This window comes from Kineococcus rubinsiae (assembly GCF_011839805.1).
In the GTDB taxonomy this organism is placed as follows: Bacteria; Actinomycetota; Actinomycetes; order Actinomycetales; family Kineococcaceae; genus Kineococcus; species Kineococcus rubinsiae.
Genome location: NZ_VWPY01000012.1, coordinates 15,594 through 36,939, shown reverse-complemented (window position 1 = coordinate 36,939; position 21,346 = coordinate 15,594). Strand labels below are relative to the sequence as shown.

The 21,346-nt window shown below is 74.8% G+C and carries 18 protein-coding genes; 10 read left to right on the top strand and 8 right to left on the bottom strand.

Annotated features, from left to right (window positions below; translation table 11 throughout):
- The 4 genes from F1544_RS08960 to rsmI form a co-directional block, all read right to left on the bottom strand.
- Positions 1 to 894 (bottom strand): ABC transporter permease, encoded by an 894-nt coding sequence (locus F1544_RS08960; protein WP_244308200.1) that lies wholly within the window; start codon positions 892 to 894, stop codon positions 1 to 3.
- Entirely contained in the window at positions 794 to 1,720 is a 927-nt protein-coding gene (locus F1544_RS08955) for a glycosyltransferase family 2 protein (RefSeq protein ID WP_167584389.1), read from the bottom strand. The genes F1544_RS08960 and F1544_RS08955 overlap by 101 nt, the downstream gene beginning before the upstream one ends.
- Entirely contained in the window at positions 1,720 to 3,546 is a 1,827-nt protein-coding gene (locus F1544_RS08950; protein ID WP_167584387.1) for a glycosyltransferase family 2 protein, read from the bottom strand. Before F1544_RS08950 ends, F1544_RS08955 begins: the two co-directional genes overlap by 1 nt.
- Before the next feature lie 169 nt (positions 3,547 to 3,715).
- Complete coding sequence (gene rsmI / locus F1544_RS08945; protein WP_167584385.1) at positions 3,716 to 4,609, bottom strand: 16S rRNA (cytidine(1402)-2'-O)-methyltransferase; 894 nt, start codon at positions 4,607 to 4,609, stop codon at positions 3,716 to 3,718.
- 119 nt (positions 4,610 to 4,728) lie between these two features.
- Here rsmI and F1544_RS08940 point away from each other — a divergent pair, with 119 nt between their 5' ends.
- From F1544_RS08940 to F1544_RS08915, 6 genes are all read left to right on the top strand, one after another.
- Entirely contained in the window at positions 4,729 to 6,330 is a 1,602-nt protein-coding gene (locus F1544_RS08940; protein WP_167584383.1) for a dolichyl-phosphate-mannose--protein mannosyltransferase, read from the top strand.
- Between the two features lie 52 nt (positions 6,331 to 6,382).
- On the top strand, positions 6,383 to 7,246 hold the full coding sequence (locus tag F1544_RS08935) for a glycosyltransferase (protein ID WP_167584377.1): 864 nt from the start codon (positions 6,383 to 6,385) through the stop codon (positions 7,244 to 7,246).
- A 180-nt stretch (positions 7,247 to 7,426) separates the two neighbouring features.
- On the top strand, positions 7,427 to 8,344 hold the full coding sequence (locus F1544_RS08930; protein WP_167584375.1) for a hypothetical protein: 918 nt from the start codon (positions 7,427 to 7,429) through the stop codon (positions 8,342 to 8,344).
- Positions 8,344 to 9,666, top strand: a complete 1,323-nt coding sequence (locus F1544_RS08925; RefSeq protein WP_167584373.1) for an O-antigen ligase family protein — start codon at positions 8,344 to 8,346, stop codon at positions 9,664 to 9,666. Before F1544_RS08930 ends, F1544_RS08925 begins: the two co-directional genes overlap by 1 nt.
- Positions 9,667 to 9,668: 2 nt before the next feature.
- Positions 9,669 to 10,307 (top strand): acyltransferase, encoded by a 639-nt coding sequence (locus F1544_RS25325; protein ID WP_167584467.1) that lies wholly within the window; start codon positions 9,669 to 9,671, stop codon positions 10,305 to 10,307.
- A 5-nt stretch (positions 10,308 to 10,312) separates the two neighbouring features.
- Positions 10,313 to 11,353 carry a glycosyltransferase gene (locus F1544_RS08915; protein WP_167584371.1) on the top strand — a complete coding sequence of 347 codons (1,041 nt, stop codon included), beginning with the start codon at positions 10,313 to 10,315 and terminating at the stop codon, positions 11,351 to 11,353.
- A 25-nt stretch (positions 11,354 to 11,378) separates the two neighbouring features.
- Here F1544_RS08915 and F1544_RS08910 read toward each other — a convergent pair whose 3' ends face one another.
- Positions 11,379 to 12,995 carry an MOP flippase family protein gene (locus F1544_RS08910; protein ID WP_167584369.1) on the bottom strand — a complete coding sequence of 539 codons (1,617 nt, stop codon included), beginning with the start codon at positions 12,993 to 12,995 and terminating at the stop codon, positions 11,379 to 11,381.
- A gap of 516 nt (positions 12,996 to 13,511) precedes the next feature.
- On the opposite strand from F1544_RS08910, the gene F1544_RS23435 reads away from it, so the two are divergent.
- Complete coding sequence (locus F1544_RS23435) at positions 13,512 to 15,698, top strand: NPCBM/NEW2 domain-containing protein (RefSeq protein WP_208971553.1); 2,187 nt, start codon at positions 13,512 to 13,514, stop codon at positions 15,696 to 15,698.
- Between the two features lie 53 nt (positions 15,699 to 15,751).
- Complete coding sequence (locus F1544_RS08900) at positions 15,752 to 16,327, top strand: acyltransferase (RefSeq protein WP_208971552.1); 576 nt, start codon at positions 15,752 to 15,754, stop codon at positions 16,325 to 16,327.
- Positions 16,328 to 16,339: 12 nt separating this feature from the next.
- Here F1544_RS08900 and F1544_RS08895 read toward each other — a convergent pair whose 3' ends face one another.
- Positions 16,340 to 17,485 carry a hypothetical protein gene (locus tag F1544_RS08895; protein WP_167584366.1) on the bottom strand — a complete coding sequence of 382 codons (1,146 nt, stop codon included), beginning with the start codon at positions 17,483 to 17,485 and terminating at the stop codon, positions 16,340 to 16,342.
- Between the two features lie 283 nt (positions 17,486 to 17,768).
- On the opposite strand from F1544_RS08895, the gene F1544_RS08890 reads away from it, so the two are divergent.
- Entirely contained in the window at positions 17,769 to 18,866 is a 1,098-nt protein-coding gene (locus tag F1544_RS08890) for a DUF4124 domain-containing protein (protein ID WP_167584364.1), read from the top strand.
- On the opposite strand, the gene F1544_RS25320 is transcribed toward F1544_RS08890, so the two are convergent.
- On the bottom strand, positions 18,842 to 19,720 hold the full coding sequence (locus F1544_RS25320; RefSeq protein WP_167584362.1) for a glycosyltransferase family 2 protein: 879 nt from the start codon (positions 19,718 to 19,720) through the stop codon (positions 18,842 to 18,844). The two genes, F1544_RS08890 and F1544_RS25320, sit on opposite strands and share 25 nt — an antisense overlap.
- 78 nt (positions 19,721 to 19,798) lie before the next feature.
- On the opposite strand from F1544_RS25320, the gene F1544_RS25315 reads away from it, so the two are divergent.
- Positions 19,799 to 20,338: a serine acetyltransferase gene (locus F1544_RS25315; RefSeq protein ID WP_208971551.1), complete on the top strand. Its 540-nt coding sequence runs from the start codon at positions 19,799 to 19,801 to the stop codon at positions 20,336 to 20,338.
- Positions 20,339 to 20,348: 10 nt separating this feature from the next.
- On the opposite strand, the gene F1544_RS08875 is transcribed toward F1544_RS25315, so the two are convergent.
- Entirely contained in the window at positions 20,349 to 21,311 is a 963-nt protein-coding gene (locus tag F1544_RS08875) for a beta-1,6-N-acetylglucosaminyltransferase (RefSeq protein WP_167584360.1), read from the bottom strand.
- Positions 21,312 to 21,346: the final 35 nt, after the last annotated feature.

Genomic DNA, 21,346 nt, shown 5'->3' with positions numbered 1-21,346 from the left:
TCACAGGTGGTCCAGGAAGGTCGGGGAGTGCCTGCGGTGCAACGCCCAGCCCGCGACGAGGACCCCGAGGCAGCACCCGGTCAGGCCGAGGAGCACCCGCGCCGACGGAAGGGTCCCCGCGACGAGGACGTCGCGCTGGGCCTCGATGAGGACGCCGACGGGGTTCCAGCGCACGAGTTCGCGCAGCGGCGCCGGCACCGCGTCGGTGGCGTAGAACACCGGGGTGACGTAGATGCCCACGGCGAGCGCCAGACCGACCGCGAGGCGGGTGTCGCGCAGGCGCACGTCCCCCACGGTCGCGGCCATCCCGAGCCCGGCCGTGAGGCAGCCCTGCAGCAGCAGCAGGACGGGGAACAGCAGGGCGGTGACCGGCAGCCGGCCCGTGTCGAGCAGCACGACGGCGACCAGCACCGGCAGGCCCGCGAGGTAGTCGAAGGCGTCGGTGAGGACGCTGACGACGGGCACGACCTCCCGCGGCAGCGCCGGTTGCGAGAGCAGGTCGCTGCGGTCGACGGCGCTCGTCGTCGCCGCCAGCAGGCCCGCCGAGAACCACGTCCAGGCGAGGACGCCGACGGCGAGGTCGGCCAGGTAGTCGGGCCCGCGGTCCGGCAGCAGCGCGGAGAACACCAGGCCCAGCACGCAGAACCGCACGACGACGGGCGCGAGCGCCCACAGCCAGCCGAGCACGGCCGAGGAGTACCGCACCCGGAACTCCCGCGCCGTCAGGTGCCCGACCAGCCGGAGCGTCCTGCGGACCCGGACGACCCGGCGCACGGGCAGGGCGGCGCGGGCGTCAGTCGGGGACAGGACGGCCCGCCTCCCGCAGGGCCCGCCGCGAGCGCCACCACGCCCCGGGCCCGGCGAGGACGCCCGCGACCTCGGTGGCGAGGACATCGCGCGGGTAGTCGTCGTTGCCCCACGTCAGCCCCGCGAACCGGCGGGCGTAGTGCTGGGGCAGCCGGACCGCGACGCGGCCGAGGCCCCGGAGGTCGCCGTGGCGGGCCGCGACCTGCAGGTGGTAGGCGACGTGGCCCGTGGAGTACGCCCGCATCTGGCGCAGCAGCTCCGCCCGGTCGGCCCGGTGGTGGTGCAGCACGACGGCGGTGGGCTGGTAGGCGATCGTCCAGCCCGCCCGCAGCACCCGGTAGAAGTACTCGGTGTCCTCGCCGACGCCGGAGGGCCGGCCGGGTCCGAGCGCCTCGTCGAAGGGGCCGAGGCCCGCGAGGACGTCGCGGCGCACGGCCGCGTTGGCCGTCGCCCCGATCTCCCAGGTCGGGGCCGGGCCGCGGGAGGCGTCGAGCCAGGCGCGGTCGTACGTGTGGCGGTGTGGCCCGCGGCCCAGGCCGCCGTAGTCCTCGAACACCTGCGGGTCGAGCAGGTCGAGGTTGGCGGGCAGCACGTTGCCCGTGACCATGCCCACGGCCGCGTCGCCGAACGGCGAGAGCAGCTCCTCGAGCCAGCCGGGGGTGATGACGACGTCGTCGTCGACGAGCACGACGACGTCCCCCGTCAGGTGGGGCAGCCCCGCGTTGCGGGCCGGCGACAACCCCGGCCACGGTTCGTGCACGACCTCCACGCCGGGCAGGTCGGCGACCACGCGGCGGGTCGTCGCGGCGTCGGCGGAGTTGTCGACCAGCACCACCTGCAGCGGGCGGCCGGACGCGGCGAACAGCGCCTCCAGGCTGCGCCGCAGCGGTTCCGGCCGGTCCCGGGTGGCCATCAGGACGCTGACGGAGACGGACGCGGGCAGCTGCGGGGACCGCCGCCCGACCGCCGCGTCCAGCGCCTGCGCGAGGGGGCCGGGGCCGCTCCCGGCCGCGGTGAGGTGCGCCCACGAGGTCCCGGGGGCCAGCAGGCCGGGCCCAGGTGGTCGACGAGGCCGGCGGCGAGCCGCGCGCGGGAGAGGCCGCTGCCGCCGGTCGCGAGCGCGAAGGAGGACTGCGGCCGGCCGTCGCGCAGGACGCGGACCCGCACGCGGCGGGCGCCCGCGCCCGGGGGCAGGTGCGCGGCCGCGGGCCCGCCCCGCAGGACGTCCACCTCGACGACCGGGTCCGGCGTGCGGGGCCGCCGGGGTTCCGCGGGCCGGTGCACGGGCGGCGGGGCCTGCGGTTCGAGGGGGTGCTGGGCCTGCTGCTCCGCGGCCTGCTCCTGCGCGCGCCGGTAGTAGCGGCCCAGCACGGCGTCCACGGCGCCGCGGCTGTCCGCCCCCACGAGCCGCGGCGGGTACATCTGCGGCCAGACCAGGCTGCGGACGTGCGCGCGCGGGTAGTGCTGCAGGAACCACGTCGCGCTGAACCGCGTCATCTCCCGCGTCTGCACGTCGCCGTAGTTCCGGCCGGCCCCCGTGAAGATGCTGTACGAGCCGGTCCCGTTGCCCCGCAGCTGCCGCTGCAGCTGCGCCACGTCGGCGCGGTGGCGGTGCAGCACCACGGCCGCCGGCTCGTAGGCCACGAGCCCGCCGGCGGCCAGCACGCGGAAGTACAGCTCCAGGTCGCCGCCGCCCCCGGTGGGTGTCCCCACGTCCAGCGCGGTGTCGAAACCCCCCAGCGCGAGGACCTCCTCGCGCCGGACGGCGGTGTTCGCGCCCGTGCCGGCGTCGCCCGTACCCGGCTGGCGGCGGGCCGCGATCTCCCCCGCGTCGACCGCGACGGAGAACCAGCGGCGGGCGTAGCCGCGGCCGAAGCCCCCCACGGCCTCGAACATCACCTGCGCGGGGGTCGAGAACTCCGCGGGCGCCACGAGACCCGTGACCACGAGCGCACCGGGTTCGTCCTCGAAGGCGAGCGCCAGGGCCCGCGCCCAGTCCGCCTCGACCAGCACGTCGTCGTCGGCGAAGGCGACGACGGGTGTGCGGGCCTCCAGCAGCGCGCGGTTGCGCGCCCAGTCCAGGCCCGCGCGGGGCTCGCGCACGCACCGGACGCCGAACTCCGCGGCGACCCGGCGCGTGCGGTCGTCGCGCGAGGCGTTGTCGACGACGAGGACCTCACCCACGCCCCCGCGGAGCCGGCCGATCGACTCCAGGCAGCGGCGCAGGTCCTCGGGGCGGTCGCGGGTGCAGACGGCCACGGTGATCGAGGCGGTGTCCGGCGTCCGCACCGGGTGCGCGACGGCGCGCAGGCCCCGCTCGAGCGCGAGGTGCAGGCCGCCCGGCGTCGCGAGGGCGTCGGTGAGGAGGTGCGCCAGCACCTGCCCCTCGCAGGCCCGCGCCGCGCGAGCGGGCAGGCCGCGGAGCACGACGGCCGGGTCGCCGGGCACCGTGAGGTCGCCCACGGGCACGCCGTGGAAGCGGACCAGGGCGTGCACGCCCTCGGCCGGCCCCGCCAGGGGCGTGATCGGCCTCCGCAGCGTCGCCGTCCCCGCGTCGAGGTCGACGTCGGCGACCGCCAGGCAGCGGTAGCGGCGGCGCGCGCCCGGCGGCCGGTAGCGGTCCATGCCCGCGGGGTAGGCGACCGAGGCGACGGCCTGCTGGAGAGCCGTGCGGGCCAGGCGCCGGGTGGTGCGGGCGGCGCGGCGGCCGGCGGGCGGTTGGGCGCCGGGAGCGCTCACGCGGCGACGACGACGATGGGGGCGAGCCGACTGCGAGGGCGGCGGATGCGCACGACGGAGCTCCTCGGGCACCGACCGGCGCCCAGCACCGGCCTCGACGGGGGCCGCAGCGGAGCGGCGGTGTCAGAGTAGCCAACCGACTGCGCAGCGGAGCGGTTCCCGGCGGCCGTCACTGCGCGCGTCGGCGCACCGCGAGGTCGTAGAGCTCCCGCTTGGCGACCCCGCTGCGCTCGGCCACCGCGGCGGCGGCCTCCTTCAGGCGCTCCCCGTCGGCGACCCGCAGCAGGACCTCGCGCACGAGGGCGTCGGTGTCGACGTCCCCACCGGTCGCGGCCACCGCCCCGGACACGACGAGGCAGACCTCACCGCGGACCTCCCGCTCGGCGGCCCACCCCGCGAGCTCGCCCAGCGGCGCGCGGACGACCTCCTCGTAGGTCTTGGTCAGCTCCCGGCACACCGCGGCGGGCCGGTCGGCGCCGAAGCCCTCCGCCATCGCCTGCAGGGTGGCGGCCGTGCGGTGCGGGGACTCGAAGAACACCAGCGTGCGGCGCTCGGCCGCGAGCTCGGCGAACAGCTTCGCCCGCTCCCCCGGCTTGCGCGGCGCGAACCCCTCGAAGGCGAAGCGGTCGCTCGGCAGCCCCGAGAGAGCGAGTGCCGTGAGGACCGCCGACGGCCCGGGCAGCGCGGTGACCGGGAGCCCGGCCTCGCCGCAGGCGTGCACCAGCCGGTAGCCCGGGTCGGAGACCGAGGGCATGCCCGCGTCGGTCACCAGCAGGACCGTGCTGCCCGCCTCGACCGCGGCCACGAGCTCCGGGGTGCGGGTCTGCTCGTTGTGCTCGTGGTAGCTCGTGACGCGCCCGGTGATCGTGACCCCGAGGGTCGCGCACAGCCGGTGCAGACGCCGGGTGTCCTCCGCCGCCACGACGTCGGCGCTCGCGAGCGCCGCCACCAGCCGGGGGGAGGCGTCCCCCGCGTTGCCGATGGGCGTGCAGCCGAGGACGAGCCGGCCACCGCCGGGCTCGGGGTCCGGTCCGGTAGTCGGCGTCGTCGAGGGGGAGCTCACCCCGCGATGGTCTCAGCCGTGACCGCCCGGCCACGCCGACCGCGGGGCGGCCGGGTGTCCCACCTACGATGGCGCCGTGAACGTGACCACCGGGAACGCTGCGTGACGGATCCGACGCGGTGACCCGCACCGAGGTCCGGGAGCGCCTGCTCGGCGGCCCGTCGGAGATCGACGGGGAGTCCTTCCGCCGCGCCTGGCTGCCCCTCCTGCTGGTCACGGCCGTCGGCGGCCTCCTGCGGTTCTTCCAGCTCGGGCGCCCGCACCAGCTCGTGTTCGACGAGACGTACTACGTGAAGCAGGCCTACTCCCTGCTGCGCTACGGCGTCGAGCGCCGCACCGACGCCTCAATCACCACGCCCGACGAGCTGTTCACCCGGGGCACGCCCGACGTCTTCGGGACCGTGGGCGACTTCGTCGTCCACCCACCCGTGGGCAAGTGGATGATCGCCGTCGGCGAGCACCTCTTCGGCATCGACTCCTCCTTCGGCTGGCGGTTCTCCGCCGCCGTCATCGGCACCCTGTCGATCCTCGTCCTGGGCCGCCTCGCGCGGCGCCTGTTCCGCTCGACCCTGCTCGGCGTGACGGCCGCGGTGCTGCTGTCCTTCGACGGCGAGCACTTCGTCGAGAGCCGCACGAGCCTGCTCGACATCTTCCTCATGTGGTGGGTGCTGGTGGCCTTCACGTGCCTGGTGATCGACCGCGACCACGCGCGCGCCCGCCTCGCCGACCGCGTCGCGGCGCTCGCCGGGTCACCGCTGGGAGCCCTCGGGCCCCGGATCGGCTTCCGCCCGTGGCGGCTCGCGGCCGGCGTCAGCCTCGGCCTGGCCTGCGGAGTGAAGTGGTCCGGCCTGTACGTGATGGCCTTCTTCGGCGTGCTGACCGTGCTCTGGGACGCGGGCGCGCGGCGGAAGCTCGGCCTGCGGTCCTGGTTCGCGGCGACGGTGTGGCGCGACGGTATCGGCGCCTTCCTCGCGCTCGTGCCCGTGGCCGTCGTCGTCTACGTCTCGACCTGGGCGGGGTGGTTCGCGAGCAGCGACGGCTACGACCGGCACTGGGGTGCGCAGCACCCGGCGACCGGGCTCGCCGGGGTCCTGCCCGACGCGCTGCGCAGCCTCGTGCAGTACCACCGGGAGGCCTACCGCTTCCACGTCGGGCTCACGACGCCGCACCCCTACTCCGCCAACGCGTGGTCGTGGCTGGTGCAGGGGCGCCCGACGTCCTTCTTCTACGAGTCGAAGGTGCGCGGGCAGGAGGGCTGCGAGGTCGAGGCCTGCTCGAAGGCCATCACGTCGCTCGGCACGCCGGTCCTCTGGTGGGTCGGCGTCCTGGCGCTGCTCGTCCTGCTCTTCTGCTGGGCGCTGCGCCGCGACTGGCGGGCGGGCGCCATCCTCTGCGCGGTCGCCGCCGGCTACCTGCCCTGGCTGCAGTACCAGCAGCGCACGATCTTCACCTTCTACTCCGTCATCTTCGTGCCGTTCCTCGTGCTCGCCGTCGTGTACGTGCTCGGCCTCGTCCTGGGACCGGACCCGAGCACCGCCGTGCTGCGCGCGGGCGTCAGCGCCGAGGCCGCCCTGCGGCGCCGGCGCCGGGGGGCGCTCATCGCCGGGACGGTGGTGGTGGCCTGCATCGCGTGCTTCGCGTTCTTCTGGCCCGTCTACACGGCCCAGGTGATCCCCTACACGGCGTGGCAGCGCAGGATGTGGCTGCCCAGCTGGGTCTGACGTTCACCGCTCGGTCGTCGCGGGGACCTCCGGAGTGGTCCATCATCACTGCGTGTCGTCCTCTACGTCCGTAGCCGTGTTCATGTGCGTGGGACCCCGCACCCCGGTCCGCCACGTGCTCGACACCATCGACAGCGCCGAGCACTGGATCGGCGACGACCTCGACGTCCTCGTCGCCGTCGACGACTCGGGTGACCGCGAGATCGCCGCCGCCCTCGAGGCCCGGGCCCCGCGGGTGCGGCGCGTCCCGTCGGGACGGGTCGGGTCCGGGGTCACCGGCGGCCTGTACGCCGTGACCTGCCGCGGGATGCGGGCGGCGCTGGACCTCTCCGACGCCCCCGTCGTGCTCCAGCTGGACACCGACGCCCTCGTCGTGGGGCCGACCCCCCAGCGCGAGGCCGTCGCGCGCCTGGGCGAGCACCCCGACGTCGGCCTGCTCGGCTCCTGCCGCACCACCTGCACGGGAGCGCGGCGCGACTTCTCCCCCGCCGCCCAGGCCCTGCGGGAGGACCTGCGCAACTGGCGCCACCCGGTCTTCGCCGCGCGCATGCACCTGCTGAGGGCTCGGGCCCGCCGCCACGGCTACGAGCGCGGCGAGCACCTGCTCGGCGCCGCGTACTTCACCTCGCGCGCGTGCCTGGAGGACCTGCGCCGCCGGGGGCTGCTGAACGGGGAGCGGTTGCGCCGCAGCACGATGGCCGACGACCAGCTCCTCAGCCTCGTGGTCCGCTCGGCCGGTTGGCGCATCGGCGACTTCAGCGGCGACGGCGAGCCCCTGGCCGTGGTCTGGAAGGGCCTGCCCTGGCCCGTCGAGGAGATCACCCGTCGGGGCAAGAAGATCGTGCACTCCACCAAGGACCACGGCGACGTGCGCGAGGACGACGTGCGCCGGTACTTCGCCGCCCTGCGCCGCTGAGGGGACCGCGGCCCCGGACGGAGCACGGTCCGGGCGGGCCGCGGCCCAGGCGACCCGGACGGCCCAGCGACGGCGTCCACGGACGGGCTGACGCCGGTACTCTCTGTCGCGAACTGGTAGCGCAGGCCCCGGACGTGGTCTGCTTCGCCGTCCACCAGGCCCCCTGCGGATGGAGTCCCCGTGCAACCGCCCCCCTCGAGCACCGCCCCCACCAGCCCCCTGCGGGCCCTGGCGATGCGCTGGCCCCTGGCCGTCGTCCTCGGCCTCCTCGGCCTGGTCGCCGGTGCCGGCGCCAGCTGGGAGGTCCTGCCCGTGCACTACGTCGGGGAGGCCCGGGTCGCCGTGGGCAGCCAGTCCCTGGACGCGCGCGCCGTGGCCGGCTACTCGATCGCCTCCCAGCAGCTCGCCTCCGACCTCGCGCGCTACGTCAACGACCAGCAGGCGCAGAACGCCCTGGCCCCCGTGCTCGGCACCGCCGCGTCGAGCCTGTCGACCGTCGCCGCCTCCCCGATCCCCGAGAGCAGCGTCATCCGCATCGAGGTCACCGGCACCGACCCGGCCGCAGCCCGGCAGGCGGCCGGCGCGGTGGCGACGTCGCTGAGCGACCAGGTGAACAGCCTCACCAGCACGGGGCCGCAGGAGCTGCTGGACAAGTACACCCAGCTCTCGACGCAGGCGGCGCAGCAGCAGGTCCTCGTGCAGGCCGCGCAGAGCGCGCTCGGGGCGGCCACGAGCGACCGGCGCGCGACGCCCGAGCAGGTCACCGCGGCCCAGCAGGGGCTCGTGCAGGCGCAGAGCGCCTACGACGTGCTGCAGGTGCAGCAGAGCGCGGCCAGCAAGCAGTACCAGGACGCCGTGACGTCGACCCCGTCCGCGTCGGGCCTCACCGTGATCCAGCCGGGTCTCGTCTCCTCCGACGACCGCCGCGCCAGCGCGTCGCGCTACGGCATCGCGGGCCTCGGCCTCGGCCTGGTGCTCGCGCTCGTCATCGCGACGGGCCTCGAGCGCCGGCGCGCGCGCCGGGACGGCGCCCCGACGAGCGACACCGTGCGCTTGGAGGACGACGTGGACGTGCGAGAGCACGTGGGCAGGAGCTGATGGCGGTCCCCGTCGCGCAGCGGGGTGCGGGGACCGTCCCGGACACCGCGGCGCGCACCGGTCACCCGGCCTACGTCTGGTGCTTCACGGGGTCCCTGCTGCTGAGCATCTTCTCGGGGCACTCGGGGGACCTCGGTCTGCCGATCGGCCCGGACCGCATGCTCTTCGGGCTCGGCTGCCTGCTCCTGCTGCTGGACCCGGTGGCGTGGCACGCCTCCGGCCGGCTGCGCTGGCGCCCCGTGCACACGGTCATGGTCGCCATGCTGGCGCTCGCCGCCTGGTCGGGTGCCGCGCACTCCACCCTGCTGTCCTCGCTCGGGTTCTTCGCGTTCCTGGACCGGCTGCTCGTCCCCTTCCTGCTGTTCTGCCTGGCGCCGCTGGTCTACGCGACCGCGCCGAGGCGGGACCTGCTGCTCAAGAGCCTGACCGTGCTGGGCCTGTACCTGGGGGTCACGGCGATCCTGGAGCAGGTGGGTCCGACGCGGTTCGTGTGGCCGCGCTACGTCGTCGACGAGGCGGTGGGCATCAACTGGGGCCGCGCCCGCGGTCCTTTCGTCGCCTCCGAGGCCATGGGCATGGCGCTGGCGCAGTGCGGTTTCGCCGCCGCGGTGCTCGCCGCCCGCTACCGCGGCGCCTGGCGCGCGCTGGCCGTCGTCGTCATGCCGCTCAGCGTGTGCGGCGTGTTCCTCTGCCTCACGCGGTCGGTGTGGGTCGGGTTCACCCTGGGCGTCGTGCTGGCCTGCCTGGCCTCGCCCCAGCTGCGCCGCTGGCTGCCCCTGGTGCTGGCCGGCGGGGCCGTCGCGCTCGGCGTCCTCGTGGCCGCCGTCCCGACGCTGCAGGAGGTCGCGTCCGAGCGCGCCGGGACCACCCGCTCGGTCGACGACCGCTCCAACACGAACGAGGCCGCCCTGCGGGTCGTCAGCGAGCACCCGCTCACGGGCGTCGGGTGGCTGCGGTTCATCGACGTCGGCTCCCAGTACGTCCGCCAGGCCGACGACTACCCCGTCACCAACGTGACCATCGAGGTCCACAACGTCGTCCTCAGCCGGGCCGCCGAGCTCGGGCTGCCGGGTGCGGCGCTGTGGGTCGGCTGCCTCCTGCTCGGACCGGCCTCGGCCGCGCTGCGCCGGCGCGGTCGCGACGAGGACGCCGGGCAGTGGAAGCTGCTGGCGATCGCCGGGACCACGATGTGGCTGTTCCCGGAGATGCTGAGCCCGAACCCGTACCCGTTCCCGAACTTCGTGGTGTGGACGGTGGCGGGCATCGCCCTGCGCACCCACCTCCTGCACCCCGTCGGAGCACCTGGGGGTCGACGCCCGTGAGCATGACCCCGCGCCGGGCCGCCGCGTCGGTGGCCTACCTGGGCCTCGCCCGCCACCTGCCGTGGTCGCCGCGCCCCGGCGGCCACGCCGCGCGCCTGGTGCGCGCCGGCCTCGCCCGCTGGATGCTCGACGCCTGCGGCCGGGACGTGAACGTCGAGCACGGCGCCTGGTTCGGCTCCGGTCGCGGTGTCGAGCTGGGCGACCGCTCCGACATCGGCATGGACGCGCTCGTCATCGGGCCCGTCCGCATCGGGCGCGACGTGATGATGGGGCCGCGCTGCATCCTGCTGGCGTCCTCCCACGACACCCGCAGCGTCGACGTGCCCATGAACCAGCAGGGCTTCCTCGAGGACCGCCCCATCGTCATCGAGGACGACGTGTGGATCGGGGCCGGCTGCGTGATCCTCCCGGGACGGCACATCGGCACGGGCAGCATCGTGGGCGCCGGCTCGGTGGTGGCCTCCGACGTGCCGCCGTGGACCGTCGTCGCGGGCAACCCCGCCCGCATCGTGCGGGGCCGACGGCCCGGGCAGGACGTCCAGGACGCCGTGGCGAGCGGCGTGCCGCCCTCGCTCGTCGAGCTCGACGACCACGGCGTGCCGACCGACGCCGGTCCCACGGGAACCCCGGCACAGCGGTGACCCGGTTGCGCGGGAGCGGTCCCGCCGGGCAGGTCAGCGTCTTCGAGAGCGTCTGGGAGCTGGCCGACAACCCCTTCGCCGGGCTGTGGGTCGACGCCCTGCGCGCCGCCGGCGCCCGGGTCCGCACGCCCAGCGTGGCCAAGCTCGTCCTCACGCGCCGGGCCTGGCTGCACCTGCAGTGGCCCGAGTGGTCGCTGACCGGGCCGGCCGGCCCCGTGCGCGGGCTGCTGCGACTCCTCCTGACGACGACGACCGCGCGGCTGGCGGGCCACCGGGTGCTGCTCACGGTGCACAACGCACGGGGCCACCACGGCGGCCACCCGCGTCTCGAGCGCCTCATGTGGAACTGCCTCAGCGCGCTCGCGACGCACGTCCACACGTTCACGGCCGCGGGAGCGCGGGAGTTCCGGGAGCTGCACCCGACCCGCCGCTACGTCGACGTGGTCGTCCCCCACGGCAACTACCACCCCGTCACCGGGCCGGTGCCGGACCGGGCTGCGGCTCGTGGGGAGCTGGACCTGGAGCCGGCGGACGAGGTCCTGCTCACCTTCGGCAAGCTGAAGGCCTACAAGGGTCTCGACGCGCTGCTCGCGGCGTTCGCGGGCGACCGGTCACCGCGTCGCCGCCTGCTGCTGTGCGGGCAGCCGGCCGACGAGGAGGCCCGCACGCTGCTCACCGACACCGCGCTCGACCCGCGCACCCGCGTGCAGCCGCGCTTCCTGACGCAGGAGGAGCTCACGACGGCCGTCGCCGCCGCGGACCTGGTCGTGCTGCCCTACGCCCGCATCACCAACTCCGGCAGCGCGCTCATGGCCCTGTCGATCGGGCGCCCGGTCCTGCTGCCGCGCACGCCGGTCTTCGAGGAGCTGCGGGACGCGACGGGGCACGCCTGGGTCCACCTGTACGACGGGGAGCTGTCGGCCGGCGCCCTGAGCGCTGCGCTCGCCGCCGCGCCGACCCAGGGGAGCCCCGACCTCGACTGGTGCTCCTGGGAGACCGTGGCGGAGCACCTGCGCACCCTGCTGAACGCCTCGACCGGGCACTAGGCCCGCGGGCAGGAGCGGGGAAGGGTCAGGCCGCCGCCGCGCGCGACGCCCCGGGGCGCAGGCTCTTCAGGTCCCGGAGGACGTCGCGGCGGAACAGCAGCATCAGCCCCGCGTAGAGCACCGTCCCGACGAGGACCTGCCCGACGACGACCAGCGGCTCCTGCCGGGACAGGCCGAGCAGGGCCGGCGCCGCCCAGACGACGGCACCCATCACGAGCGAGATCAGCACGGTCGGGGCGATGTCGAACAGCACCCGGCGGCCCTTCAGGCCGATGAGCGCACACGCCACGTGCATGGCGAAGGGCTGGTACGCCCAGGTCGTGACGAGGATGCCCACGGCCACCCCCACGGTTCCCCACTGCAGGCCGATGACGATGGCCGCGACCCAGACGGCGGTGCTGGCCGCGCCCATCTTGAACATCGTCACCGTCCGGCCCTGCGACTGGTACAGCCAGCCCTCCGTGCTCGCGAGGCACTGCGGCAGCCCGGCGAGGCAGAGCAGCTGGAGCAGCGGGATGGACGTCGTCCACTGGTCGCCCCACAGCAGCGGGACGAGACCGTCGGCCACGGCGGACATCCCCACGAGCACGGGCATCGTGATCGCCGTGATCAGCGTGACCGTGCGCCGGTAGGCGCGCTGCAGGCGGGGGCGGTCGTCACCCATCGCGCTCAGGGCCGGGAACATCACCCGTCCCATGACCTGGCTGATCTGCTGCAGCGGCAGGAGCATCAGGTTGTAGGCGCGGTTGTAGTAGCCCAGCGGCGCCGCCCCGAGGAAGCGGCCGATGAGGAGGTTGTCGCTGTTGCGGCCGAAGAAGTTGACGACCGTGAAGCCGAGCTGACCCCCGGAGAACGCCCACAGCCGACGGACGGACTCGCGCCGGATGAAGCCCCGCGGTCGCCAGGGGGCGGCGACGCAGAGCAGGACGGTGAGCACGAGCGACTGGACGGCCGGCCCCGCGACGAGGGCCAGCGGCCCCAGGCCGACCACGGCGCCCACCACGGTGACCACGTTGCCCACCACGGCCGCGAGGGTCTCCGCCAGCGCGAGCTGCTTGAAGCGCAGCGACTTCTGCAGCAGCGCGCTGTGGCTCACCCCGAGGAAGAGGGCGAAGCTCAGCCCCGCCAGGGGCGTCAGGTACGTGAGGCGCTCGTCGCCGTAGAAGTCGGCGACGAGCGGTCCGATGGCGGCCAGCAGGCCGACGAAGACCAGACCTCCGATGCCGTTGACCCAGAACACGGTGTCGAGGTCGGCCTGGCGCATCACGCGCTGGTGCACGAGCGCACCCGTGAGGCCCATGTCGAAGAACAGGACGGCGAAGCCCGTGATGACGTAGACGCTGGCCAGCAGGCCGAAGTCCGCCGGGACCAGGAGGCGGGCCAGCACCAGTCCCGCCCCGAACTGCAGGAACTGGGCCCCCAGGCGCCCCATGGCCGACCACGACGCCCCGGAGGTCACGGCCGTGGTCAGCGATCCCGGTGGGGGCTGGCCGTCGTCCGGCACCGACGCTCCCGCGGCCACGAGCTCGCGCTCCTGAGCGCCACCGGCACCGCCGCGCTCCACGGCGAGGTCGGGCTCCGCACCCTCCTCCTGCGGGGAGGGCTCTGCGGGTGCGCCCCCACCGTCTCGTCGACGCTCCACCTGGTCACGCTCCCCTCGCTGCGTCCGTCGTCGACGCCCGCAGCGGCCGGGATGCAGACACCTCCGGCCGGTGGTGGACGCCCTCGAGCCGTCGGTGCGGGAGCGTGCCCCGCGACCACCCGACGGGGGTCACGGTACTAGGCGCAGCCCCCCTCCCGGTCACACCTCGTCGTCCGCCGGCTGCGAGGCGTGCGTACGGGCACCCGTCCGAGGTGACCGACCGCTCGGTCGCGGCGGTGCCGGCGACCGCGAGGCGAGGCCCGCGTGCGCTCGGGGTCACCGCCGCGAGCACGTGCCCCCACGGACGGCCCACCACCGCACAGGCTGTGAGGTCACACGTTGGCGCCAACGGGTGACGGGGCAATCCGCTGGGTTCTCGGCGACGATGCACGCCGAGTGAGTTCCCGACGGTGAAACCCCGCAGGGGGGTGACGTGTCCGGCGCCGGCTGCTGTCCCGAGTCCACCGCGCCGATGCCTGGGGAGTCCTGACAGCCACTGCACCTGGAGAACCCCCCATGCTCAGCAAGCGCCTGCTCGCGGCTGTCGTCGTCACCGCCTCCCTCCTGGCCGCCACCGGTTCCGCGACCTCCGCCTCGGCCGCGACCGCCCCGATCCCGCAGATGCCCACCGGCGGCGTGTTCACGACGGGGACGGCCTGGAAGCTCGACGTCACCGGGGCTCCGCTGGCCGCGAACTCCGCGGGCATGGCCACCAACGTGGCGAACCAGGTCGCCGCCTACTACGGGGGGGTCGCCGCGTTCAACGCCTACAGCTACAGCACCAGCGTCTACACGGTTCCCGCCGACCAGCCGCGCATCGACGTGAAGTGGAACAACTGCCAGGGCAAGACCTGGACGCCGCCCGACCTGCTCGGTCCCGGCGGGCAGTTCACCCAGGTCCCCGTCCCCGCCGACGCGATCCCCGCCAAGGGGACCGACAGCCAGCTGACGATCTACTCCCCGGACACCGACCAGCTCTGGGAGCTGTGGGTCGCCAAGAAGGTCGACGGGGCCTGGACCGCCTGCTGGGGTGGGCGGATCGACGGCGTCTCCCACAACCAGGGGTTCTTCTCGGGCACCTACGGCGCCAGCGCGAGCGGTCTCGCCATCGCCGGCGGGACGGTCGGGATCCGCGACGCGCAGTCCGGGAGCATCGACCACGCCATCGCCCTGCACCTGCCGAACCCGGGTCGCAGCGACGAGGTCAGCTGGCCCGCCCAGCGCAGCGACGGCAGCGACACCTCGGCGGACCGCGTCCCCGAGGGAACCCGCCTGCGGCTCGACCCGTCGGTGGACGTCGACGCGCTGGCCCTGACGCCGCTGGGGAAGATGGTCGCCAAGGCGGCGCAGAAGTACGGTTTCATCGTCACCGACACCGCGGGCTGCGTCGCCGTGATCGCCGAGGACCCGTCCGCGACCATCGCGGCCACCGGTGTCGACCCGTGGAAGGCGCTCATGGGTTCCACCCCGAACTACTCCCTGATGCAGAACTTCCCCTGGAAGTCGCTGCAGGCGCTGCCCAAGGACTACGGCCGGACCGGCGACGGCAGCGCGCTCACGGTCACCGAGGCCGACGTCACCTACGCCTCCGACACCGCGTACCAGGCGGTCAAGAACGGCTGGGGCCCGGTGGAGAAGAACACCAGCGTCGGCGGCCAGGCCGCCGGGGACGGTGGTCCGCTGTCGATCGCCGGCACCGTCTTCGCGAAGGGTTTCGGCACGCACGCGAACTCCGAGGTGATCGTGCCCGTCGGTGACGCCAAGACGTTCACCGCCCAGGTGGGCATCGACACCGACAGCGGCAAGTCGGGCTCCGTCGTCTTCCAGGTCTGGAACGGCACCACGAAGATCGCCGACACCGGGGTGGTCACCGCCGGCAGCCGCAGGACGCTGACGGTGAGCGTCGCCGGGATGCAGCAGATCCGCCTCGTCGCCACCGACGCCGGCAACGGCACCGCCTTCGACCACGCGGACTGGGGCGACGCCAAGCTCTTCGGCACCGCGCCCGCCGACCGCGTCGTGGTGGCCCCGGGTGCACCGGCGCCGACCCCCACGCCCACCGCGACCCCCACCGCGACGCCCACGCCCACCGCCACGCCCACGCCCACGCCCACGCCCACGCCCACGCCCACCGTCACGCCCACCGCGACCCCCACGCCCACCGCGACCCCCACGCCCACCACCACGCCCACGCCCACCGCGACGCCCACCGCGACCCCCACGCCCACCGCGACGCCCACGGCGACCCCCACGCCCACCGCGACGCCCACGCCCACCGCCACCTTCGTGTCGGACCTCCCCTTCACCACCGTCAAGAACGGCTGGGGACCCGTGGAGCGGGACCTGTCCAACGGCGAGAAGAACCTGGGCGACGGCAAGCCGATCACGGTCGGCGGCGTCCGCTACGCCAAGGGCCTGGGCATGCACGCCTCCGCCGAGGTCGTCGTCCCGACCGACGGGGCGAGCACCTTCAGCGCCCGGGTCGGCCTGGACGCCGAGGTCGGCCAGTCCGGCTCGGTCGTCTTCCAGGTCTTCGACGGCACCACCAAGCTGGCCGACAGCGGGGTGATGCGCTGGGGCGGCGCCAAGACGCTGACGGTGAACGTCGCCGGCGCCTCGCAGATCCGCCTGGTCATGACCGACGCCGGCGACGGCAGCGGCTTCGACCACGGTGACTGGGCGGACGCCAAGCTCACCCGCTGAGCACCGGGAGAGGCGATTTGGACCTCGCGTCAGTGAGCGGGGATGATCGGGGCGTGAGCGACGGAAGCGCGGCCCCGCCCCCCTCGACCGCTCCCGCGCCCGGGACGCCGATCGTCCAGCGGGTCCTGCGCCGCGGCCGGTTCCACTCGAGGACCCTGCGCAACGCCCGCCTGCGCGGGGCACCGCTCGCCCTCGGGCCCAGGGTCGCCATGACCCTGGGCCCGCAGGGGCGGTTCGAGCGCGGCCGCGGGTGCACGATCGCCGGCGACTTCCACGGGCAGTTCCACGGTCACGTCCGCTGGGGCAGCGACGTCTTCTTCAACGTCGGCTGCTACGTCTCGGTGTTCGAGTCCCTCGAGATCGGCGACCACTGCCGGTTCGGGGAGCGCGTCTCCATCCACGACGAGGACCACGTGTTCGAACCCCGCGGCGCCGACCGCGAGGCCTACACCACTGCACCCGTCGTCATCGGGAACGACGTCTGGGTCGGCGCAGGGGCGATCATCCTGCGCGGCAGCAGGATCGGTGAGGGCTCGGTGGTCGCCGCGGGCGCCGTGGTGAAGGGCGAGGTCCCCCCGCACAGCCTGGCTGCGGGAGTTCCCGCTCGGGTCGTCCGCCCCCTGCGCTGAGGGCGGCGCGTCCTACTCCGCGTCGGCGGGCTTGCCGTAGTCGTGCGGGAGCGCCTGCAGGTGCTCCCACGGGAACCCCCGCAGCACCTGGTAGGGCGGAACCCCCTGCAGCTGGCGGGTCCAGAAGTCCGGGTCGTCCTCGACCGGCTGCCCGAGCTGCGCGCCGACGTTCACCGCGCCGGCCGTGTCGGTCACGATGAACCCGTAGCGCTGCGCGGCCACAGCCACCATCCGGGCGAGGGGGGTCAGCTCCAGGGCGTCCAGGTCCAGGTCCGGGTCCAGGCGCAGCCGGGTGCCCTCCGCCAGGGCGTGCGGGTCGGTGTTCCCGCCGTCGGTGCGGTTGGCCGGCCAGCTGAAGCGCGGCCAGGCCGCGGGCTGGAGCACGGCGAGGCCCAGGGCGTGGTTGATGCGCCCGGCGCGGGCGTCGTCCACCCAGACCGTGCCCGCGGACATCGCCAGGCCGCTGGCGCTGGCCCCGAAGCCCTCGGGGAAGACGCCGATGTTCGTCGAGGCGTGGTCCATCCGGCCGCCCCAGCACGCCTGCCAGCGCCCGTCGACCTGCTCGGCCTGCCAGAACTCCCACAGCCGGTCCTGCGAGGGGGACCAGATGGTGAGCTGACCGTCCCCGCCGGGTGAGGGCCGCGCGCCCTCGGGGATGGGGACGTCGGTGAGCAGACCGTCCTCCCCCGTCAACCCGTACGGCTGGTAGCCCTTGTCCTGGCAGTCCACCCACGTCACGTCGGTGGTGGCCTGTCCCTCGGCGGCGGTGTACCAGCTCGCCGTGAACTGGTCCACGTTGAACGACGCGATGCCGCCCCAGTGCTGCGTCACCTGCCCCACCAGCCCCGCCACCTGCTGCGCGGAGTCCGCCGCCACGGGAGCGGCGCTGATGTCCGTCCGCCACGCGCTCGCCGGGCCGAAGGGGTAGTCCGCGGCGACGGGGGCCGGCGGCGGGGGCGTGTCCTGCTCCCCCGGGAGGTGGCCCCGCAGGAGCAGTCCGGCCGTGGCGAGCGCCACGACCCCGGCCACCAGCGCCACCACCAGGCGTCGGCGCGGGAGGGCGGGGCGCCTGGACACCTGCAGGTCCACACCTCCGCGGGCGTCGCGGGAGGTGGGGGACGTGTCGTCGAGCTCGGGGGGTCGGCCTCGTGCGGGCACGGTCAGCACCTCTCGTCGGCTTCGCGGCGGGTGATCCGGGCGGATCGGGCAACGAGAACGACGGTGACCTCGACTCACGCATGGTAGGCGCTACGGCGCACAGGTGACCAGCCCGTGGCGTCCGTGCACCGGCTCGTGCTCGCGGCTACGCACCGTGACCAGCCCCCGCGTCCGCTCTGCCCCCGATCAGGTGGTCCGCGGCGCAGACGGGGGAGGCGTCCTTGGGAACCCTTGTCGCGGAACCGAAACCTCTGGGGAAGGCAACCACTGAGGAGCGCACACCATGAACCGCAGCCGTCGACTCCGGCTCGCCGCCGTCGCGACCATCGCGGCCCTGACGTCCGGTCTGGCGACCGGCAGCGCGTCCGCCAGCGCCGCCCCGTCCGTCTCGCAGGGGCACCGCGCGGTCTCCGACGCCCGGCTGGCCGCCGTGCGCGTGCACGACGTCACCATCCCCTACGGCACCCCGTTCGGGAAGCTGAGCGTCTGGCGCCAGGACGTCCGCAGCGCACCGCTGAACGGCAACTCGGCCGCGATGGTGGCCAACGTGGCCGACCAGGCCGCCAAGTACTACGGCGGCGTGGCTGCCTTCAACGTCAACCGCTACTCGACGAGCTTCTACTCGGTCCCGGCGACGACGGCCCGGGTGGACGTCCGCTGGGACAACTGCCAGAAGAAGACCTGGACGCCGTCGGGCCTGCTCGGCACCGGCGGGCAGTTCAGCCAGGTGCCGATCCCCGCGACCGCGGTGCCGGCCGCGGGCACCGACGGGCAGCTCACGGTCTACTCCCCCGCCACCGACCAGCTGTGGGAGTTCTGGCAGGCCAAGAAGGTCGGCGGGACGTGGCAGGCGTGCTGGGGCGGGCGCATCGACAAGGTGTCCACGAGCCCCGGGTACTTCAACGGCGGCTTCGGCGTCAGCGCGAGCGGGTTGTCCTACGGCGGCGGGACCATCGCCATCAAGGACGTGCAGGCCGGGAGGATCGACCACGCCCTGGCGCTGCAGCTGCCGTCGACGGCCAACTGGAACAACTTCAGCTGGCCCGCCCAGCGCAGCGACGGCAACGACACCGGCAAGAACGCCGTCCCGGAGGGGATCCGGTTGCGTCTGGACCCGTCGGTGGACGTGGACGCGCTGCGGATCTCCCCGATCGCGAAGATGGTCGCGAAGGCCGCGCAGACCTACGGGTTCATCGTCACCGACAAGGCGGGCGCCGTGGCGGTCGTCGCCGAGAGCCCCGCCGCGACGGTCGCGGCGACCGGCAAGAACCCGTGGCCGGCGCTGATGCAGGGCAAGCCCGACTACCAGGTGATGGCGGGGTTCCCGTGGGACCGCCTCCAGGCGCTGCCGAAGGACTACGGCAAGACCGCGGCGCGCTGAGCCGCGCCGCCCTGGCGGCTCTCCCGGCGCAGGCGCAGCACGTCCGCCAGGGGACGCCACGTGTGCGGGCGGCGGAGCAGCCAGGCGCCGTGCCGCGCCGCGCCCCGCACGTCCCCGCCGCGCTGGGCCGAGCGGAGGTCGTCCCACACGAGACGGCTGCGCGCGCGGTCGACGTCGGCCGCGGCGGGCAGGGCACCCCCCGCGGCCTCGGCGATCACGTCCTCGACGCAGCGACGCATGAGCTCGCGGTCGTGGATGGACTGCTCGGCGTGCTCGTTGTAGGTCACGGTCACCTCGCCGGTGGCCAGGCCGGTGCCGAGGGAGAGCAGACGCACCCACATGTCGAGGTCCTCGGCACGGGGCAGCGGGCGGAACAGGCCGGCCTCCAGCAGGGCGCTGCGGCGGGCCATCGCCCCCGAGGTGACGACGAGGTCCCCGGGAGCCAGGACGCTCGTCGAGGTCAGCGGCACGTCGTGGTCGTAGGGGTTCCCGAGCACCCGCCCGGACGTGGAGATCGCCGGCGCGGCCACGAGCACGTGCGACCCGGCCCGCGCCACCAGGCGTTCCAGGTGACCCGGCGACCACTCGTCGTCGGAGTCGAGGAAGGCGATCCACTCCCCCGTCGCGGCGCGGATCCCGTGGTTGCGGGCACGCCCGATGCCCTCGTTCACGTCCAGCCGGATCACCGTCGCGCCGCAGCGGCGGGCGACGCCCGCCGTGTCGTCCGTGGAACCGTCGTCGACCACCACGACCTCCACCGGCGCCAGCCGCTGGGCGGCCACGCTGGCCAGCGACCGCTCCAGGAGGTGGGCCCGGTCCTTCGCCGGCACGACGACGCTCACAGAACTCTGCACGCTGGCTCCAGACCCCTCGACCGGTGACGTCACGCTACCCTTCCCGCGCAGGCCCGAACCAGCAGCATAGGGGGAAGCGTGTCGGCATCCGCGTGGAAGCAGTGGCTGGAACTCGTGCGCAGCGACTACCCGCTGAACCGGTCGTCCCGGGAGTCCGTCCTCACCTCGGCGGTGTGGCGGATGGGCCAGGTGCTGCACGACCGCCCCGGTGCCGCACCGTTCCTGCTGCGCCGCGTCCACGGCGTCCTGGACCAGGTCTGGGTCCGCAACGTCATCGGCGCGGAACTCCCGCGCAGCGTCGTCGTGGGCCCGGGCCTGACGCTGCCGCACGCCGCCCGCGGGGTGATCGTGCACCCCGACGCGCGCATCGGCGCCTCGGTCACGCTGCACCACCGGGTGACGATCGGGGTGCGCAACACCGAGCGCCCGCCGCACATCGGCGACGGCGTGTACGTGGGTTCCGGCGCCTCGGTGCTCGGTCCGGTCGACCTCGGCGCGGGCTGCAAGGTCGGCGCGAACGCGGTGGTCGTCAAGGACGTGCCCGCCGGTGCCACCGTGGTGGTCGGGCCCGTGCGCGTGCTGCCCGCCCCCGCCGCGGACGTTCCCGCGGGGAGCTGAACCCGCGGCCTCAGCCCGCGGAGCCCACTCCCGGCGCGGCGGCGTCGATGCGCTGCAGCGCAACGTCGCTGACGCCCGGCACGACCTTGCGCGCGAAGGGTGCGCCCGAGGCGACGGCGGCCTCGACGTCGGTCTCGGTGAGCGGCCGGGGGTGGGGTTCCCCGCCCACGAACCGGACCCAGGACGTGCGCCGGCGCTCCACCACGATCTCCGGGTCGGACAGCAGCAGGGTGGGCAGGTAGGACTCGTCGGGGATGCGCGTGCGGGAGAACTCCCGGCGGCGGACGGGGTCGGCGGCGTCGGCGGCGAGCACCCGGGACAACCCGCGCCGCGACAGCGTCACCCACTGCCCGGCCTGGGTGTAGCGCTCCGCGTCCGGGAAGGGTCGGTGCCGGCGGACGCCGACGATCCAGCCGTTGCCGCGCGGGAGCTCGTCGAACACCACGGTGCGCTGCAGCGGGAAACCGATCCGCCACCACGCCAGCGTGAGGACGCGGTGCACCGGACGCGGGACCCGCCACCGCGGCAGCGGGCTCCACCGGTGCGAGTACCGGTTCACCTGCGTCTCGTCGGAGGGGGCGACGAGGGCGTCCACCCCGGAACCCGCGACCTGCGCGGCCCAGGGCGCCAGCGGCCGCACGGGGTAGTCGTGCCCGGACACCAGCACGACCCAGTCCGGGTCGACGGTGTCGCGCACGTGGCGGAACACCTCCAGCGTCGCGGCGACCATCGTCCAACCGCCCCAGACGATGCGGAGGCCGCTGTCGAACACCTGCGCGCCCCACGCGGCGGCGTCCGCGGCGCTGATGAAGCCCGGACCGCGGTCGTGGCGCAGGACGACGACGGCGCCGGGGTGCGAGGCGCGGATGCGCCGCACGAGCCGTTCGACGAGGGGCGCGTCGGTGTGGCACATCACCACGTAGCAGAACCGGTCGCCGCCGGAGGAGGGCGTGGAGCTCCCGGCGGGCGTCACGACGGCAAGCTAGCACCGAGCCACGCGGGGTGACG